Source organism: Pseudomonas sp. GD03903 (assembly GCF_029840045.1).
GTDB lineage: Bacteria > Pseudomonadota > Gammaproteobacteria > Pseudomonadales > Pseudomonadaceae > Pseudomonas > Pseudomonas pseudonitroreducens.
On the sequence record NZ_JAOCBT010000009.1, the window covers coordinates 240018 to 257601 of the forward strand.

At 67.4% G+C, this 17584-nt stretch carries 17 protein-coding genes; 6 read left to right on the forward strand and 11 right to left on the reverse strand.

What is annotated here, in order from left to right; all coding sequences use genetic code 11:
* The first annotated feature begins 289 nt into the window (after nt 1-289).
* Genes N5C91_RS16895 through N5C91_RS16905 form a run of 3 tightly spaced genes read left to right on the forward strand, consistent with a single transcriptional unit; the run spans nt 290 to nt 3234 of the window.
* Entirely contained in the window at nt 290-913 is a 624-nt protein-coding gene (locus tag N5C91_RS16895; protein ID WP_279830700.1) for a glutathione S-transferase, read from the forward strand.
* A 53-nt stretch (nt 914-966) separates the two neighbouring features.
* Nucleotides 967-3003 carry a pyridoxamine 5'-phosphate oxidase family protein gene (locus N5C91_RS16900; RefSeq protein WP_279830703.1) on the forward strand — a complete coding sequence of 679 codons (2037 nt, stop codon included), beginning with the start codon at nt 967-969 and terminating at the stop codon, nt 3001-3003.
* Nucleotides 3004-3015: 12 nt separating this feature from the next.
* Nucleotides 3016-3234 (forward strand): hypothetical protein, encoded by a 219-nt coding sequence (locus N5C91_RS16905; RefSeq protein WP_279830705.1) that lies wholly within the window; start codon nt 3016-3018, stop codon nt 3232-3234.
* A gap of 338 nt (nt 3235-3572) precedes the next feature.
* On the opposite strand, the gene N5C91_RS16910 is transcribed toward N5C91_RS16905, so the two are convergent.
* A complete protein-coding gene (locus N5C91_RS16910; RefSeq protein WP_279830707.1) occupies nt 3573-5156 on the reverse strand; it encodes an amidohydrolase in 1584 nt (527 codons plus the stop codon).
* Nucleotides 5157-5286: 130 nt separating this feature from the next.
* On the opposite strand from N5C91_RS16910, the gene N5C91_RS16915 reads away from it, so the two are divergent.
* Entirely contained in the window at nt 5287-6225 is a 939-nt protein-coding gene (locus tag N5C91_RS16915; protein ID WP_279830709.1) for a LysR substrate-binding domain-containing protein, read from the forward strand.
* Between the two features lie 3 nt (nt 6226-6228).
* Here the strand turns inward: N5C91_RS16915 and N5C91_RS16920 are convergent, their stop codons facing one another.
* From N5C91_RS16920 to N5C91_RS16950, 7 genes are all read right to left on the reverse strand, one after another.
* Nucleotides 6229-7290, reverse strand: coding sequence for an ornithine cyclodeaminase (locus N5C91_RS16920; RefSeq protein WP_279830710.1), 1062 nt, complete (start codon nt 7288-7290; stop codon nt 6229-6231).
* Nucleotides 7291-7600: 310 nt separating this feature from the next.
* Nucleotides 7601-8083 (reverse strand): Lrp/AsnC family transcriptional regulator, encoded by a 483-nt coding sequence (locus tag N5C91_RS16925; RefSeq protein ID WP_024763763.1) that lies wholly within the window; start codon nt 8081-8083, stop codon nt 7601-7603.
* Between the two features lie 156 nt (nt 8084-8239).
* Nucleotides 8240-9583, reverse strand: coding sequence for an APC family permease (locus N5C91_RS16930; protein WP_279830715.1), 1344 nt, complete (start codon nt 9581-9583; stop codon nt 8240-8242).
* 270 nt (nt 9584-9853) lie between these two features.
* Nucleotides 9854-10597, reverse strand: a complete 744-nt coding sequence (locus N5C91_RS16935) for an N-formylglutamate amidohydrolase (protein ID WP_279830716.1) — start codon at nt 10595-10597, stop codon at nt 9854-9856.
* Complete coding sequence (locus tag N5C91_RS16940; protein ID WP_279830717.1) at nt 10581-11921, reverse strand: glutamine synthetase family protein; 1341 nt, start codon at nt 11919-11921, stop codon at nt 10581-10583. Before N5C91_RS16940 ends, N5C91_RS16935 begins: the two co-directional genes overlap by 17 nt.
* Nucleotides 11922-11936: 15 nt before the next feature.
* On the reverse strand, nt 11937-12578 hold the full coding sequence (locus N5C91_RS16945) for a cysteine hydrolase (protein ID WP_279830719.1): 642 nt from the start codon (nt 12576-12578) through the stop codon (nt 11937-11939).
* A gap of 2 nt (nt 12579-12580) precedes the next feature.
* Entirely contained in the window at nt 12581-13438 is an 858-nt protein-coding gene (locus N5C91_RS16950; protein WP_236175258.1) for a MurR/RpiR family transcriptional regulator, read from the reverse strand.
* Between the two features lie 200 nt (nt 13439-13638).
* On the opposite strand from N5C91_RS16950, the gene N5C91_RS16955 reads away from it, so the two are divergent.
* A complete protein-coding gene (locus N5C91_RS16955; RefSeq protein ID WP_279830723.1) occupies nt 13639-14220 on the forward strand; it encodes a sugar O-acetyltransferase in 582 nt (193 codons plus the stop codon).
* Between the two features lie 17 nt (nt 14221-14237).
* Here N5C91_RS16955 and N5C91_RS16960 read toward each other — a convergent pair whose 3' ends face one another.
* Together N5C91_RS16960 and N5C91_RS16965 are read right to left on the reverse strand one after the other, a co-directional pair.
* A complete protein-coding gene (locus N5C91_RS16960) occupies nt 14238-14489 on the reverse strand; it encodes a hypothetical protein (RefSeq protein ID WP_279830725.1) in 252 nt (83 codons plus the stop codon).
* Between the two features lie 152 nt (nt 14490-14641).
* Nucleotides 14642-16189, reverse strand: a complete 1548-nt coding sequence (locus tag N5C91_RS16965) for an MFS transporter (protein ID WP_279830727.1) — start codon at nt 16187-16189, stop codon at nt 14642-14644.
* Nucleotides 16190-16330: 141 nt separating this feature from the next.
* Between N5C91_RS16965 and N5C91_RS16970 the strand changes: the two genes are divergently transcribed.
* Nucleotides 16331-17221 (forward strand): LysR family transcriptional regulator, encoded by an 891-nt coding sequence (locus tag N5C91_RS16970; RefSeq protein ID WP_279830728.1) that lies wholly within the window; start codon nt 16331-16333, stop codon nt 17219-17221.
* On the opposite strand, the gene N5C91_RS16975 is transcribed toward N5C91_RS16970, so the two are convergent.
* Entirely contained in the window at nt 17191-17544 is a 354-nt protein-coding gene (locus N5C91_RS16975) for a VOC family protein (RefSeq protein WP_279830729.1), read from the reverse strand. The genes N5C91_RS16970 and N5C91_RS16975 overlap by 31 nt on opposite strands.
* Between the last annotated feature and the right edge of the window lie 40 nt (nt 17545-17584).

The following is a 17584-nucleotide window of genomic DNA, read 5'->3' on the forward strand; positions in this document are numbered from 1 at the left end:
CCGTTATCCCTTCTGCGCTCTGGGCGGTTCGCGAGCAAGCTCGCTCCTACAGGTCAACTCCCGAGCTTCTCTGTAGGAGCGAGCTTGCTCGCGAACATCGCCGCTGCGGCCCCAGGGTAACGGCTGCCCCCGCCCTCCCTGCGCCCATTCTTCCGCATTCTGAAACGCTGGATTGCCCGCGCTGGTGATTCTGCGCGCCGGCCATCGGGCGCAGCATTCCCCCATCAGTTCGAGCAACCCGCCAAGGAGCGACTCGCGCTGCCCCCAACCCAGTCACGGAGTCACCGTCATGTCCCACACCATCAAACTGTTCCGCCACCCGCTGTCCGGCCACGCCCATCGCATCGAGCTGATGCTCGCTTTACTGCAGCTGCCCGCCGAACTGATCGATGTCGACCTTGCCAAGGGCGCGCACAAGCATCCGGACTTCCTCGCCCTGAACAGCTTCGGCCAGGTGCCGGTGATCGATGACGAAGGGGTCATCGTCGCCGACTCCAACGCCATCCTCGTCTACCTGGCGAAAAAATACGGCAACGGCCGCTGGCTGCCGGAAGACCCGTTGGGCGCTGCCCGCGTGCAGCGCTGGCTGTCGGTGGCTGCCGGGCAGGTGGCGTTCGGCCCCGCCGCCGCGCGGCTGGTCACCGTGTTCGGCGCGGCCTTCAACGCCCAGGAAGTCATCACCCGAGCCCACGCGCTGTTCCAGGTGATGGAGCTGGAGCTGGCCAGAACGCCGTTCCTGGCCGGCCACGAGGCGACCATCGCCGACGTGTCCAACTACTCCTACATCTCCCACGCACCGGAGGGCAACGTGTCCCTGCAGGACTACCCGAACCTGCGCGCCTGGCTGGCCCGCGTGGAGGCCCTGCCCGGCTTCGTGCCGATGCAGCGCACCGCCATCGGCCTGCAAGCCTGATGCAACCCTCGCCGCCGGGCTGACCCGGCGGCACCTTCTGCGAGGTGCCCGTCATGTTCCAGTTGCCCAAACACCGCAGCTCCCCCTGGCACGCCGGCGAGAAGGCGATCCAGCAGCGTGTCGGCGTGGCCGAACGCATGGAGGTGCATGGCCAGAAAGTCATCCGCGACTACATGCCCGACCAGCACCGCGAGTTCTACCAGCAGCTGCCGTTCATCATCGTCGGCGCCGTGGATGAGCAGGGCCGGCCCTGGGCGACCCTGCTCGAAGGCGCGGAAGGCTTCATCACCTCGCCCGACCCGAAAAACCTGCTGCTGGAGACCGTGCCCGACAATCAGGACCCCGCTGCCAGCGGCCTGCAAGCCGGCCACGCGATCGGCCTGCTGGGCATCGAACTGCACACCCGCCGGCGCAACCGCATGAATGGCGTCCTCCGCGAGGTCGACGGTGGCCTGCTGACGGTGGCCGTCGAGCACTCCTTCGGCAACTGCCCGCAGTACATCCAGAAACGCGACTGGAGCCGCGACGAACAGCGCTACAGCCAGCGCGCCCCACGCGAGGACTTCGCCGCGCTGAACGAGGAGCTGGCCGCCATCGTCCGCAACGCCGATACCTTCTTCGTCGCCAGCTACGTGCAGCATGAGGATGGCGAGCGCTCGGTGGACGTCTCCCACCGCGGCGGCCGCCCCGGCTTCGTCCGGGTCGAGGGCAACCGCCTGACCATCCCCGACTACGCCGGCAACCTGCACTTCAACACCCTCGGCAACCTGCAGGCCAACCCGCAGGCCGGGCTGCTCTTCGTCGACTTCGCCAGCGGTGACGTGCTGCAGGTCCACGGCCGCAGCGAAATCCTCTTCGACAGCCCGCTGCTGAGCGCCTTCGAGGGCGCCGAGCGCCTGTGGACGCTGGACGTCGAACACGCCGTGCTACGCCGCAGCGCCCTGGCGCTGCGCTGGAGCTTCCGCGAGTACTCGCCCACCAGCCTGATGACCGGCACCTGGGCCGAGGCCGACGCCAAGCTGCGGGAGCGCGAGCAGCGCCAGCAGTGGCAGGACTGGCGAGTGCTGCGCGTGGAGCAGGAAAGCGCGGACATTCGCTCGTTCTACCTGCAACCGCCGGCCGGTGCCGCCGTGAATTTCGCGCCAGGCCAGCATCTGCCGGTACGCCTGGTAGTCGGCGAACAGGCGCTGATCCGCACCTACAGCCTGTCCAGCGCGCCGTCGGACGGCGAGCTGCGCATCAGCGTGAAGACGCAGGGCCCGGCGTCCCGTCATCTGCATGAGCAGGTGGGTATCGGTGACCATCTGCAGGTCCGCGCGCCCATGGGCAGCTTCACCCTGAACAGCGACAGTCCGCGCCCGGTCGTGCTGATCGGCGCGGGTGTCGGCATCACCCCGCTACTCTCGATGCTGCGTGAACTGGCGGCCGGCGCGGCGCGGCGTGTGCATCTGTTCCAGTCCGCACGGACGCTGGACCAGTTGCCGTTCCAGCGCGAGATCGCCGAACTGCGCCAGCGCACGCCACAACTGCAAGTCCACCGCACGCTCAGCCGCCCCGAAGCGCAGGCCGTGCTCGGCCGCGACTTCGAACAGGTCGGGCGCCTGGACATCGAGGCGCTCAAGGCGCGGCTGCCGCTGGACGATTACGACTTCTATGTTTGCGGCCCCGGGGAGTTCACCCAGGCGATCTACGATGGCCTGCGCGGCCTGAACATTGCCGACGCGCGCATCCACGCTGAGACCTTCGGCCCCTCGACGCTCAAGCGCCGGGGCGACAGTCAGGCACCCGCGCTGGTGCAGCCGCCTGCCGCCACCGAGCCGGTGCCGGTGTACTTCGCCGGCTCGGCCAAGGAAGCCCGCTGGAAACCCGACAGCGGCAGCCTGCTGGAGCTGGCCGAAGCGCGCGGACTGTCGCCCGACTTCAGCTGCCGCGGCGGCTCCTGCGGCACATGCCGGACGAAGATCGTCAGCGGCCAGGTGCACTACCCCAACCCGCCGGCGGAGCTGCCCGAAGCCGGCAGCGCACTGATCTGCTGCGCCATCCCGGCGCAGGACGAAAACGGCGTGCAACCGCTGGTGCTGGACCTTTAGGGAGGCGAGTCGATGATGAACACACTGAACTCATTCGAGGATGGCAGCGCGCGCTTTCCGCGTTGGCACGAGGAGTTCGCCGAATCGGCCGAAACCGGTTTCTGCGGGCCCAGCGAGGCGGAGGTGGGCTTCCTGCTGCCGCAGCTGATCTCGACGCCGGGCTGCCCATCGCGCTCGCGCGCCGTGGAGTTCGGCGCGGCGCTGGTGCGTTGGATCAAACGCATCCGATAGGCGCTGTTCGCGAGCAAGCTCGCTCCTACAGGCTGGCTCGGGTTCAATTGCAGGAGCGAGCTTGCTCGCGAACTGAACCCCCACTCGCGCCAAATTACAACCGCGCAGGGCGCATAACCCGGAACGGGTTATGCGCCGATTCCATAACGACGGATAACGCTGGCGCGTTATGCGCCCTACGGAACTGTCCAACAACCAACAGCAAAGCATGAGGGAACACAACGTAGGATGGGTGGAGCGCAGCGATACCCAGCAATCCGTGCCTGCGATACAGCATGGGTATCGCAGGCTCCACCCATCCTACGTGTGCATTTCCCGAAGGATTTGGGAACTCGGGATCACTCGTCTTCCCGCGCCGGAATCCACCACTCCTCGCCACGCACCGTGCGGATGTACTCCGGCCAGCGGAAGCGGTGCGGGACCTTGAAGTCCTTCGGCAGCAACGGCGCCTGCCACTGTTCGCCGCCGATGCCGCCGCCGGTGCGCTGGTTGAACTCAGCAGTCGCCTCGGCCAGCAGATCGGCATCGGTGAACAGCTCGATCAAGGTGCTGCCGATGGTTTTCGACGCCACGTCGATCATCGGGTCGATGGTTTCGCGGATGCCGCCCAGGGCGTTGGACACCCAGTCCGGATAGGTGAAGCCGGCCGGCGCACTGAGCATCGGCCGCGCCACGTAGAGGCGCACGGTCGGGCAGTGCCAGGTGTATTCCGGGTAGTCGTCGGAGGTCAGGTACTTCTGCCACGCCGGCATCTGCAGGCGCATCTGCCGCTCGCATTCCTGCGGCTCGATCAGTGCCTGGGTAGCCGGCAGGAAGGGTTCGTCCATGGGATCGAGGCCGAGGTTCGCCTGGATTTCCCGCGCCACCGCGATGGCCTTTTCGCCCCAGGTCGGCGCGCCGATGGCGGCGAGGTTGTCGTAGCAGGCCTGCGCCATTGCGTGGTTGGCCAACCCGCCACGGGACTTGCAGACCCAGGTCTTCTTCCACTGGCAGCCGGTGGCCATGGCCGCGGCGGCGGCGTTGTTGTCCATCACCGTGGAGATGGTCTCGGCCTGCTCGATGGAGTCGCAGCGCAGCAGGTACTGGATCTGCGAGATGTGCGGCGGCAGGTTGTCGGCGGTGGCCTGGCCGGCAGTGAGGATCGCCTCGTTGAAGCTCCACAGCCCGGTGAACGGCAGCGTCGAGCGGCGCAGGCTTTCGTTCAGCGTGTAGAAGTGCACCAGCGCATCGTTGGCGCCCGGCGCGCGGGCCGCGAGGTGGTTCTGCGGGATCGGGCTGTAGCGGTCGGCGGCAATCCAGTTCTGCGGGTCTTCGCAGGTGAAGGTGTAGATGTACGAATAGGCGATACCGCAGTGGGTGTCCCAGGTGGTGGTGTTGTTCAGCGGCAGCATGTAGGTGGGGTGGAAGCTGACGGCGGCGTCGAGGTCGTCGTAGTAGCCCTTGGCGGCGTGCACCGGCTTGGAGGCGCGCAGCTTTTCCGCCGGCTCGCCGAAGAACCTGATGGTGCCGGCGATGCCGAATTCCAGCATCGCCGCCTTGGCCGCCAGCACGCCGCCCAGGGCGCTGATGCCCAGCGCGGAATGCGGGTCGGTATGGCCGGGCGCGTACTTCGACAGGCCCTCGCGCGGCATCGGCCTGGTCGCCGCCGCCTGGCAGTTGCCGGGCACCGCATCGTATTCGGCATAGGTGGCGAGGATGGGTCCTTCGCCGTTGCTGAAGGTGGCGACGAAGGCGGTAGGCATGCCGCCACTGCCCTCTTCCACCGTAAAGCCTTCGCGGCGCAGCAGCTCCACGTACCAGGCACAGGACTTGTACTCGCGGAAGGCCGGCTCAGCGAAATGCCAGATCACCTGGTGCCAGTCGGACAACTGCTGGCGGTGCTCGTCGATCCACTGCTGGACGTAGGCCTTGAATTTCGACATGGCGGCTTCCTCATCGTTGCCTGTTGTTGTTGTCGTGTGGCCTAGTATTGGTGAAGCGGAATTTGCAACAAGCGCAGGATTTCGCCACCCCATGTCCGGATAGTTTCACCAATCGAGAATTGGACCGCCCATGCACTTTCCTTCGATGACCGCCCTGCGCGCGCTGGATGCCGTGGCCCGGCTGGGCAGCGTGTCCGCCGCCGCCACGGAGCTGAACCTCACCCGCAGCGCGGTCAGCCACCGCATCGCCACGCTGGAGGAACGCCTGGGCTTCGCCCTGACCGAACGCACCGGGCGCGGCATCCGCCTGACCTATCGGGGCGAGAGGTATGCGCGCGACGTGCAGCGCATCCTCGCGGAGGTGCAACTGGCCGGCAGCAGCTTCGACGAGCAGCAGGTCAGCGGGCCGCTGTGCGTGAGTTGCAACCCCGGCTTCGCCACCTACTGGCTGTGCCAGCACCTGGGGGATTTTCTCGCGCAGTACCCGCAGGTGCAGTTGCACGTGGTGACGCCGCGCGTGCCGCAAGACACCAGCGCCAGCGATGCCGACCTGTTCATCGCCTACGGCAGCGGCGACTGGCCGAACCAGACCGTGGAGCAACTGGTCGCCCTGCACTTCTTCCCGGTGTGCAGCCCGCGCCTGATCCACTCGCGCGGCGGCCTTACGCAGCCGGCGGACCTGGCCCACTACACGCTGCTGCACATGAATGATTTCGCCGATTGGCGCCTGTGGCTGGGCGCCGTGGGCGCGAGCGCCATCGATCACCGCTCCGGCGTACTGTTCGCCGATGCGCCCTGCACCATCGCCGCCTGCATTGCCGCCCAGGGCGTGGCCATCGGCGACAACCTGCTCAGTGGCGATGCCCTGGCGCGCGGCCTGCTGGTGCGCCCATTCGACATCACCATCCAGTCCAGCCGCGGCTACTTCCTGGTGACCGATCCGGTGAAGGCCGAGCGCCCGGTGGTGAAGGCCTTCAGCCAATGGCTCAAGGCCCGCGTCGCCGCCACCACGCAGAGCGCCAGCGACCTCAGCCGGCCGCCGCTGGCGATTCCCGATGAGGCGCGCTGAGCGTCAGGCGATGCGCCTCAGCCCTTTGCGCGCCTTGCCGGAGCGGGTGTAGCGGAACAGGTCCTTGGGATCGTTGTCCTCGTCCTCGCTCCACGGCACCAGGTCGATGCGCTCGCCGAGGTCCAGGCGGCTGGCCTGCTCGTTCACGTAGCGCAGTGCCGAGTAGTCTTCGAGAGCGAAGCCGACCGAGTCGAAGATGGTCACCTGCTCGGCGCTATCACGCCCGCCCACCTGGCCGGCCAGTACCCGCCACAGGTCGGTTACCGGGAAGTCCGCCGGCATCTGCTGGATTTCGCCCTCGACGCGCGATTGCGGCTCGTACTCGACAAACACCTTGCCGGCGCGCAGGACGTCGGCGTGCAGCTCGGTCTTGCCCGGGCAGTCACCACCCACGCCGTTGATGTGCATGCCCGGCTCGATCATCTCCGGGGTGAGGATGGTCGCGTAGGCCTTGTCGGCGGTCACCGTGGTGACGATGTCGGCGCCGCGCACCGCTTCGGCGGTGGAGCCGGCGCGGATGATCTTCAGGTTGGGGAAATCCGCCAGGTTGCGGATCAGTTTTTCAGTGGCCTGTGGATCGATGTCGTAGACGGCGATTTCCTCGATACCCAGGTGGTGGTGGAAGGCCAGCGCCTGGAACTCGCTCTGCGCGCCGTTGCCGATCAGCGCCATGCGTCGCGAGTCCGGACGCGCCAGTGCGCGGGCGGCCATCAGCGAGGTAGCGCAGGTGCGCAGCGCGGTGGCCACGGTCAGCTCGGAGAGCAGCACCGGATAACCTGTCTCGACATCGGCCAGCACGCCGAAGGCCATCACGGTGAACAGTCCGCGCTGGGTGTTCTGCGGGTGGCCGTTGACGTACTTGAAGGCATAGCGGGCGGTGTCGGACACCGGCATCAGTTCGATGACGCCGATCTCGGAGTGGTTGGCGACGCGGGCGGATTTGTCGAAGGACTCCCAGCGCACGAAATCCTGCGCGATGGTGTCGGCGAGTTCGCCGATGAAGCGGGCGACACCGATCTGCTGGACCAGTTGGGACATCGTGGGGACGTCGACGAAGCGGGTCATGGTGGGACCTCCGATTGTTGTGATTGGCGTCTTCTGATTGGACTGCAGCCCGCCTCCGCCGTGTCTCGAACAGCGGGCACAACAAGGTTGCAGAGGCCCTGGAACAGGTCTGCACGTCAGAGAGGGGCAAGACGATTTTCCCACTCGCCGTGGTGAAAACCCGGCTGTAATACGGGCCCGCGCCGGCCGATCCGGCTGTATTGGCGAGCGGCAACAGCCGATTCGGCTGTGCGTTTCGCAGCCTTCGACAGGCCGCTATTGCAGGCGGGAAACGTGAGGAACTGGTGCCGCCGGAGGGGGCACCGAAGGGCTAGCTGGCGGATTCCTTGATGGTCGTCAGCTCAGGGTGGGCGACCAGCTTGTCGATGTGCAGGCTCTCGTCGTTCAACCAGGTTTCGGTCAGCGCGCGGTAGTGCTCCATGTCCCGGCAGCGCATGCGCACGCTGTAGTCGAAGGTGCCGCTGATCAGTTGGCAGTGCAGCACTTCCGGGCAGGCGATGACGCGGGCCTCGAAGGCCTTCTGCGCGCTGCGGCCGCTCTGGTTCGACAGTGCGACCAGTACCAGCAGCGAGAGCCCGGCGGAAATCTTCTGCTCGTCGATGACGGCGCCGTAGCCACGGATGATGCCGTGTCGCTCCAGCTTGCGGACGCGCTCCTGGCAGGGGCGCGGGGTGAGGTGCACAAGGGCGGACAGCTTGCCGTAGGTGATGCGCCCCTGGTGACGGAGGATCCGGATGATCTCCTCGTCGATGCGGTCCAGGGTGAAGGGGCTGTCCTGATCTTTCCTGCTCATGATGCTTCGCGATGATTGGTCAGTCGTGCCGGCTTCCCTGCCCCGGCGAAAGCAGTCGGGGCAGGCACTGCCCGCCACCGACCCGTATCTTTATGGGGCACGCCCCGCCGTCTGTCAAAGTGCGCCGGGCCGTCTGCGACAGCACGGCGCACCCGCTCAGATTTCCCGCGCCAGGTCGCTGCCGTTGCCGCGCCGGCTGAGCACCGCGAGGTACACCAGGCCGATGGCGATCCAGCCCACCCCCAGCTCCTGCGCTTCACGACTCATGCTGAACAGCACGTAGGCGATGATCACCAGGCCCACCAGCGGGAACACCAGGTGGCGCAGCACCCGGCCGCTCTTCTGGCGAATGAAGTAGTGGTTGATCACCGCGATGTGCAGCAGGCAGAAACCGGTCAGCGCGCCAAAGTTGACCAGCGAGGTGAGCACGTCCGGCGAGTCGAGGAAATAGATGCCGATGCCCAGCGACAACACGCCCACCAGGTACAGGCTGATGTGCGGGGTCTGGTACTTCGGATGCACCTTGGCCAGCACGCGCGGCAGCTTGCCGTCGCGAGCCATGGAGTAGAGCAGACGGGAAACCGCAGCCTGCGAGGTGATCGACACGGTTACGCCCCAGGCCAGCGCAGTGGCCACCGCGGTCAACGTCGACAGCCAGCTGCCGCCGGCCGCTTCGGCGATCTCGTAGAAGGCGGTGTCCGCCGACTTGAAGGTCATGCCGGCGGCGAGGTCGGTGGCCAGCCAGGTCTGCACGATGAAGATGGCGCCCATGACGAACAGCGCGATCAGCGAGGCGCGGCCGATCTGCTTGGCCGGATCGCCCTTGACCTCTTCGGCGAGGGTGGAGATCGCGTCGAAGCCGAGGAACGACAGCACCGCGATGGACACCGCCTTCATCACCAGGCCGAGGTTGAAATGCTCCGGTTGCAGCAGCGGTTCCAGGGTCAGCCGGCCGTTGCCCATGCCACCCTCCAGCGCCTGGTAGCCAACCACCAGGAAGATCGCCAGGACCACCAGTTCGGCGATCAGGAACAGCAGGTTGAAGCGGGCCGCCAGGGTGATGCCGCGCAGGTTGATGAGCGTGGCGGACACCAGGAAGATCAGCATGAAAGCGAGCTTGGGAATCGCCGGGAACAGGTGGTTCAGCGCCAGCGCGCTGAACACGTAGAGCAGCGGCGGGATCAGCAGGTAGTCCAGCAGCAGGACCCAACCGGCGATGAAGCCGACGTTGGGGTGGATGCCGCGCTGGGCGTAGGAGTACACCGAGCCGGCGATGGGAAACGCGCGGGACATCGCGCCGTAGCTGAGCGCGGTGAAGAGCATCGCCACCATGCCCACCAGATACGCCATCGGCACCATGCCGTGGGCATCGGCGTGGACCCAGCCGTAAACGCCGAAGGGAGCGATCGGGATCATGAAGATCATCCCGTAGATCACCAGGTCGCCGAGCGTCAGGCTGCGGCGGAGTTGTTGCTTGTATCCGAACTGTTCGATAGCCACGGGGCACTTCCTCTGGGAACGGCAGCTGTAAGGGTTCGGCGCTCATGCGCTGAATTGTTGTTGTTTTCAGAACCTGCCCGGCCGCTGCAGCACGCTCGCCATCAAATGGCCGGCCGGGCTTGGGTCCTCAGAGCCTGCCTACTACCTCGCGAGCTAGCGCCGTAGCAGGCGAAAATCGCCCGAAGAGCGGGATTTACGAGCCGTAAATGAGCATCTGAGGGCGCTTATCAACGCCCTGCGGCCGACGCGCAGCAGGTCGTAAACAGGCTCTCAGAGCCAGGGAGCCAGGCGTGTCGCCCAGGCTTCCACCCCTTGCGGGGTCCGCAGTCCGTCATTGCGGATTTCGATCAGCACGGCGTCCACGCCGCGTTCGTCGCCATGTACCGGGACGGTCATGTCCTCCAGCGGGTCGATCACATACGGCTGGTTGGCGCCGATCTCTTCGCCGCTCTCCCGCAGCCCCGCCACCATGCGCCGGGCATAGGCTTCGGCCTTGGCGTAGAGCACCCCGGCGACCCACGGGCGAGGCTCGCCGCGATAGCTCGGGGTGAAGCTGTGCACACCTACCAGACGAGTCGGCCGGGCGGCGGCCAAGCGCTCGTCGAGCAGTGCAGTCAGCTGCTGGTGGAACGGCTCGAACAGCCGCGCCACCCTCTCCTGCCGGGCCGCCGCGCTCAGGTTGCGGTTGCCGGGAATCGGGTAGATCTCGCTGTGCTCGGGAATCGCATCCGGAGCGGACAGCGGCCGGTTGAGGTCGATCAGCAGGCGTGAGTAGTTGGCCACCAGCAGCGTGGCGTCCAGGCGCGCCGACAGCTCGCGGGCCAGCTCCAGCGCGCCGATGTCCCAGGCGATGTGTTCGGCGGCCGCTGCGTCGTCCAGGCCCAGCTGCGCCAGCTCCTCGGGGATGTAGCGGCTGGCGTGCTCGCAGACCAGCAGCACCGGGCTCTTGCCCTGCGGGTTGACGATCTCGAACGGCGGGCGCCGGTAAAGGCCGGATTCAGTAGAACTTTGCATAGGATTCACAGAGTTGTTCTTCGCTGAGTTCACGGGTCAGGGCCAGTTCCTGGCGCTTCATGGCGACGTAGGTCTGCAGCAGGGCCGGCGGCAGCTGGGCGCAGAGTTCGCTGTCGGCGAGCAGCAGGCGCTGGGCCTCCTCCAGCGAACCGGGCAGGGACTTGATGCCCAGTTCCTCGCGCTGCGCATCGCTGAGGCTGTGCGGGTCGACATCGGTGACCGCCGACAGCGGCAGCTCCTGCTGCATGCCCAGGCGCCCGGCGATCAGCACCGCAGCCATGGCCAGGTGCGGGCTGGCGGTGGCGTCCATGGGGCGGAATTCCAGGTTGAACTGGCGCGCCTTGGGCTTGCCGCCGATCTCCACCACCGGGCAGATACGCAGCGCCGCTTCGCGGTTGCGCAGCCCCAGGCAGGCATAGGCGGCGCTCCAGTGGTGCGGTTTCAGCCGCAGGTAGGACACCGCCGTCGGTGCGGTCAGCGCGCACAGCGCCGGCAGGTGGCGCAGCACGCCGGCGGCCCAGTGCTCGGCGAGCCTGGACAGGTTGGTCGGCGCGGCCTCGTCGTAGAACACCGGCGTGCCATCCAGGCGTTGCAGGCTCAGGTGCAGGTGCACGCCGTTGGTCACGGCGCCGGGCGCCAGCAGCGGCGTGAAGCTGCTGCGCCAGCCGAACTGGCGGGCGATCTCACGGGTGACTTCGCGGACGTTCACCGCGCGGTCCGCCGCGGCAACGCCCTGGGTCGGCCGGCAGGTGACCTCGTACTGGTTGCGGCCGTACTCGGGCAGGAACATTTCCGGCTCGGCGCCGATCTGCTCCAGCGCGCTCATCAGCCAACCGCCGAAGTTGCCGGTCTGCCGCTGCGCCTGCAGGGAAAAGGCGGCGGCATGCTCGTCCGGCAGGCCGAGCAGGTTGAATTCGTGTTCGAAGGCGGCGGTGACCTGCAGGCCCAGTTCGCGGTAACGGGCGATCTCTTCGCGCAGCAGCGTGCGCGGGCAGACCGACCACGGCGCACCCGCAGTCGTCACCAGATCGCCGTGCAGGTAATCCAGCGGCGCGGCCTGGGAATCGGGGCCGTTTTCCAGGCGCACCCGGCTGCTCGGGTCGGGCAGCAGGCGCAGGTCGCCATGGCTGCCCCAGGGGTTGTCGTCGGCGATGACATCCTGCGGTGTCAGCGCGCTGTTGGCGGGTACCCAGCCGCAGCCGGTGGCCAATTGTTCGGCGACTTCCGATTCGGGAAGCGAGCGGCCGCGGGTGATGCCGCAGAGGTCGGTGGTGACGAAGCTGGTCAGGCGCATCGGAGCGGGATTGTTATTGTTCTGACTCATGGCGTTCTCCCGGCCTCAGGCCAGCGCGGCGATGCGGGCCAGCACGCTGTCGGTGTCGGCGATCCAGCAGTAGCCCTTGATCGCTTCCAGGCAGGCCTGGTGGCGTTCGGCGGTGTGGGTGGCGCAGGCGTCTTCGACCAGGGTGACGAGGTAGCCACGGTCGGCGGCGTCGCGTACGGCCATGTCCACGCACTGGTCGGTTACCACGCCGCAGATGATCAGGTGGCGGGTGTTGAGGTTGCGCAGCACGTAGTCGATGGCGGTGGAGTTGAAGACGCCCGAGGACGTCTTCGGCAGGACGATCTCGTTTTCCCGCGGCGCCAGGGCGTCGATCACCTGGGCATCCGGGCTGCCCTTGGGCAGGTGCATGTCGGAGAGCTTGTGGTCCAGCGAGCGGTCGCGGCCATCGGCGGTGAGGCTCTCGATAATGGTGTGCAGCACTTCCCCGCCCACCTCGCGCATGGCCGCCAGCAGGCGTTGCTGATTGGGTATCACGCTTGCCTCGACGCGCTCGTAGAAGTAGCGGTGCGTCTGCGGATCGACATGCGCATCGCGGCCGGGAATGACCCAGGCGTTCTGCATGTCGACGAACAGGATGGCGGTCTGGCCGCGGGTGAACGGCAGGTCACGGGGCGATTGATGGGGCAAGCTGAACACGGTCATTCCTCGAGGATATGGCTGCCGAAGGCAGCTCTCAGGTGGTCGATGCCTTCCAGGCGTTCGTCGAGCTGGCCGTCCATGCGCGCTACCAGGCTGGCAATCAGCGCTTCGACCTGGGCCATGGTCGGCACCAGGGTGTCGAAGGGCGACGGGGACTCCACCGGGGCGCTGATGATCAGGTCGGCGAACTCGCGCAGCGGCGAGTCGTAGATGTCGGTGAACAGCACTACCCGTGCGCCACGGGCCTTGGCCGCACGGGTCACGCCCAGCGCCTGGGCCTGGTAGCGGCGGTAGTCGAACACCACCACCAGCGTCTGGCGGTCGATGTCGCCCAACTGGTCGGGCAGTGCGGCGCCGTCGTCCAGCAGCAGGCAGCCGCTGCGCAGCATGCGCAGGTGCGCCACCAGGTAACCGGCGAGGAAGCGGCTGAAGCGGCCGCCGTGGCAAAGCACGCGCAGCTTGGGGTCGAGCAGCCAGTCGCCGAGCAGGCGCACGTCGTCGGCCTGGGTCAGGGCCAGGGTGCGCTGGATGCCTTCGCTGGCGTCGCTGAGATAATTGGACCAGACGTCGTCGCGGCTCATGCCTTCTCGGCGCCCGGCGAGCAGGGTGCGCGGCGAGCGCAGGCGGTCATCCACCTCGGCCATCAGGGCATTCTGGAAGTCGCTGTAGCCGCTGAAGCCGAGTTTCTTCACCAGGCGCAGGATGCTCGGATCGCTGACGCCGGCCTGGCGCGCGAGGCGCGACATCGGCCCGAGGCCGCTGCGCGGGTAGTCGTCGAGCAACGCGCGGAGGACTTTGCGCTCGGCCTTGGTGAGCTCGACTTCCGGGGTGTTCAGGCGATCCTTGAGTGTGAGCATGCGTGCGCCTCTTGTTGTGGCGATATTTGTATAATGCGCTTCAGAAACTTTCAATACGTATTTTTTGTAGCATTCACTACAAACCAGCGACGCACACCTTTGACCTGCCGACGCAGAGGCCCGCGTGGCATTCATCAGCATGGGAACCGGCGCACTCGCTGCGCGTCGAAGACCTTCCAGGCCGCCAGGAATCAACCCAGATGAACGAGCTGGAAAAAGCTGCCGCCGGGCTGCTCTACGACGCCAACCACGACCCGCAGGTGCTGCGCCAGCGCGCCGAGGCCAAGGCGAGACTCTTCGACTTCAACCACAGCCACCCGGACGACCGGGCGCGCCGCGAGGCGATTCTCACAGGGCTGTTTGGCAGCATTGGCGAGGGTTTCGTCATCGAAGGCCCGCTGCACTGCGACTACGGCTTCAACATCAAGATCGGCGCGCGCTTCTACGCCAACGTCAACCTGGTGATCCTCGATGGCGCGAAGGTCAGCATTGGCAATGACGTGTTCATCGCGCCCAACGTCGGTATCTACACCGCCGGCCACCCACTGGACGCCGAGCGCCGCAACCAGGGCCTGGAGTACGCGCACCCGGTGAGCATTGGCGACAACGTGTGGATCGGCGCGGGGGTGAACATCCTGCCCGGCGTGAGCATCGGCGCGAACAGCGTGATCGGCGCCGGCGCCGTGGTGACTCGCGACATCCCCGAAGGCGTGCTGGCAGCGGGCAATCCGGCACGGGTCATCCGCCCGATCACCGAGGCCGACCGCCAGCGCCATTGCTGATGACTTCGGCCCGGCGATCAGGCGCCTTCGAGGTGCCGGACCCAGCGCTCGGCCGCATCATGGGACGCCTGGAACGCCTCTTCGTGGGATTCCCACGGGCCGACCACCACGTCCAGCGGCGACACGCCGGCCGGCACCTTGGCCAGCGACAGCAGCACCTCAGCCACTTTGCCGGGGGCGATGTAACGCGGCGACATCAGCACGGCGATGCCTCTGGAAGTCAGGTATTCACTGGGAGCCATGAACTCCGGCTCGACTGACTGCTGCATGCGGTTCTCCCCCTGGCCGTGGCCGGCCCGTCAGCGCTGGATGGCAGCGACGAGGCGCACAACGCGCCCTCTCCCTGATTGCTGACCCGGCCGGGCGAATGACAGTTCCGGCAACCCCCGCCCTGCCGCCGGGTAGCGGACAAACGGCCGTTTCAGGCCGGCACCGGCTCATGGACCGGCATCGGCCGATCGAGCAGCGTGCCCACCAGCACGGCGAGCACCAGGGCGGCGATGCCCGCCACCAGCAGCACACTCTCGAACCCGCCGATGAAGGCCTGGCGCACAGTAGGCGCGAGCACATCGCGCAGTGCCGGGTCCACCACCGCAAGCGCGGCATTGAAGTCGCCAGCCGCTGCACGGGTCGCCATCTCGGCAGCCTTGTCCAGTTGCGCGGGCGCCGCCGTTGCCAGCACATCTCGCAGCAATTGGGCGCTGCGTGCGGACAGCACGCCACCGAGAATGCCGATGGCCAGCACGATGGCGGCGAAGCGCGTGGTGGTGCTCAGGCCCGAGGCCATGCCGGTACGCTCGCGGGGTACGCAGGCCATGATGTTCTTCTGCGTATCGCCATTGAGCAGCCCCGCTCCGGCACCCAGCACCAGGCTGGCCAGGGCGAAGGCCAGGTAACCACCCTGCCCGGCTGCCAGCGCGCAGAGCAGATTGCCCATGCCCACCAGTACCAGCCCGGCTGCAAAGACCTGCGCCGGGCTGAAACGCGCGCTCAGGCGCATGCCCCAGCGCGGCGTCAGCAACATCGACAGGGCGAAGGGCAGCATCCCCGCACCCGCCGCCACCGCGGACAGTTGCAGGCCGTTCTGCAGGTACAGCGGCAGCAGCGTCATCATCACCTGGGCGCAGGCGGCGTAGGCGAACATGCCGAGCAAGGCGCCGATGAAGCGCCCGCTGCGCATCAGCCGCAGGTCGACCATCGGCCGCGCCTGGCTGCGCTCCACCATCACGAAGAGGCCCAGCAGGCCGCCGCCGAGCAGCAGGCGCGCGAGGGTCGGCGGGCTGTCCCAGCCGACGCGGTTGGCGTCGATCAGCGCCCAGATCAGGTAACCCAGGCCACCGGCAAAGGTCAGGCTGCCCAGTGGGTCAAGCCGCGCGGCGGCACTGTCGCGGGATTCCTCGACGCTGCGCAGCACCATGGCGCCCAGCAACACCACCAGCGGCAGGTTCAGGTAGAAGATCCAGCGCCAGCCCAGCGTCGCGGAGATCACCCCGCCCAGCAGCGGCGCGAAGGTGATGGTGGCGCCCATGCACGCGCCCCAGAAGGCCCAGGCCCGCAGACGCTCTTCGGGCTCGTGGAAGCGGTGGCCGATGGCGGCCAGCGCCGAGGTCAGCAGCAGCGCCGCACCGACGCCCTTGGCCGCACGGGCAATGTCCAGGAACAACAGGCTCGGCGCCGCCCCGCAAGCCAGTGAGGCCGCGCCGAACAGCACCAGCCCGAGCAGCAGCATGCGCCGCCGGCCGAAGCGGTCGGCCAGGCTGCCGGCGGGCAGCAGGCAGGCGGCGAAGGCCAGCAGGTAGGCGCTGACCACCCACTCGATGTCGGCGAAGGAGCCGGACAGGTCGCGGGCGATGCTCGGCAGCGAAACAGCGACGATATTGGTGTCGAGGATGATCAGCGCGCACACCGCCGAGGCGGTCAGCAGGGTGAAGCGGGCAGAGGCTCGTGGGCGATTGGCAGGGTCGGACATGGCAGGGCTTCCAGCGCGGGCCGACACGCCGGGTTTTGCCCTCGCCGCGCCAGCCTTGTAGTGTTGCCCCCACGGTAACGCCCGCGCGCGCCGGGCTTGTTAGCCACGGCGGCCTTCGTCATTAGCCAGCGACTAACAAACATGGAAATCCGTCATTTCCGCTACTTCCTCAGCGTTGCCCGCCACGGCCACTTCACCCGCGCGGCCGAGCAACTGGGCATCGCCCCGCCGACCCTGAGCCGACAGATCCAGGACATGGAGAAGGAACTGGGCGTGCTGCTGTTCCAGCGCAGCCAGCGCGAGGTGCGCCTGACTGCCGCTGGTGAAGCCCTGCTGAGCGAAGCCGAACTGGCGGTGCGCCAGTTCGATGCGGCGCAACTGGGTGCGCAGCGCGCCGCCCGGGGCGAAACCGGGCATCTGCGCCTGGGCTACGTGGCCTCGGCGGCCTATTCCGGCGTGCTGCAACAGCATGTCGAGCAGTTCACCCGCGCCCTGCCGGCCGTGGATCTGGACATCAGCGAAGCGCCCATGGCGCAACTGCCGGCGCAGGTGCGCGACGGCGCGCTCGACCTCGCCTACGTGCGTTCACCGATGAACCTGCCGGAAGAACTGCAAGCCATAGCGCTTCAGGAGGAAGGCTTCGTCCTCGCCCTGCCCGCTGCCTCGCGCCTCAACGAGCTGCCGGAGATTCGCGCCGCACGGCTGAGCGAGGAAACCTTCATCCTCCCCGAGCAGATTTCCGGCACCCTGGAAGTCGCCAGCGCCGGCGGCTTTTCCCCGCGCCTGGGCCAGCAGCCGGGCAGCCTGGTCGCGGTGATCGCGCTGGTATCCCTTGGCCGGGGCATCGCCATCGTCCCGGAGTCGGTGGTACGCCGGGTGCAGCTGCCACAGGTGAACTACCGCCCACTGGCCGACTGCACGCCGCGCTCCTGGCTGTCGCTGCTGCACCGACGCTTCGAGAAGTCGCCGCTGGTGCGGCGCTACATCGAGCAGGTCCGGGCTCAGTCCGCCGACCACACCGCCAGCTCGTAGCCGTCCGGATCGATGAAGTGGAAGCGCCGGCCGCCGGGGAAGGCGAAGGTCGCGCGGCTGATGTTGGCGCCGGCAGCCTCCAGGCGCGCCTGGGTCTGTTCCAGGTCTTCGGCGTAGAGGATCACCAGCGGGCCGCCGGGACGTACCGGCTCGCCCGTGGTGAAGCCACCGGTGAGGCGCCCGTCGCTGAATTCGCTGTAGGTGGGGCCGTAGTCGGTGAAACGCCAGCCGAAGGCGCTGCCGTAGAAGGCCTTGCTGCGCGCGATGTCGCTGACGTTGAACTCGATGTTGTCGATCTGACGGTCGTTTCCTCGGATACCCATAGTCGCCTCCTGGCAAGTCGTGTCCGGCTGATCCTACGGC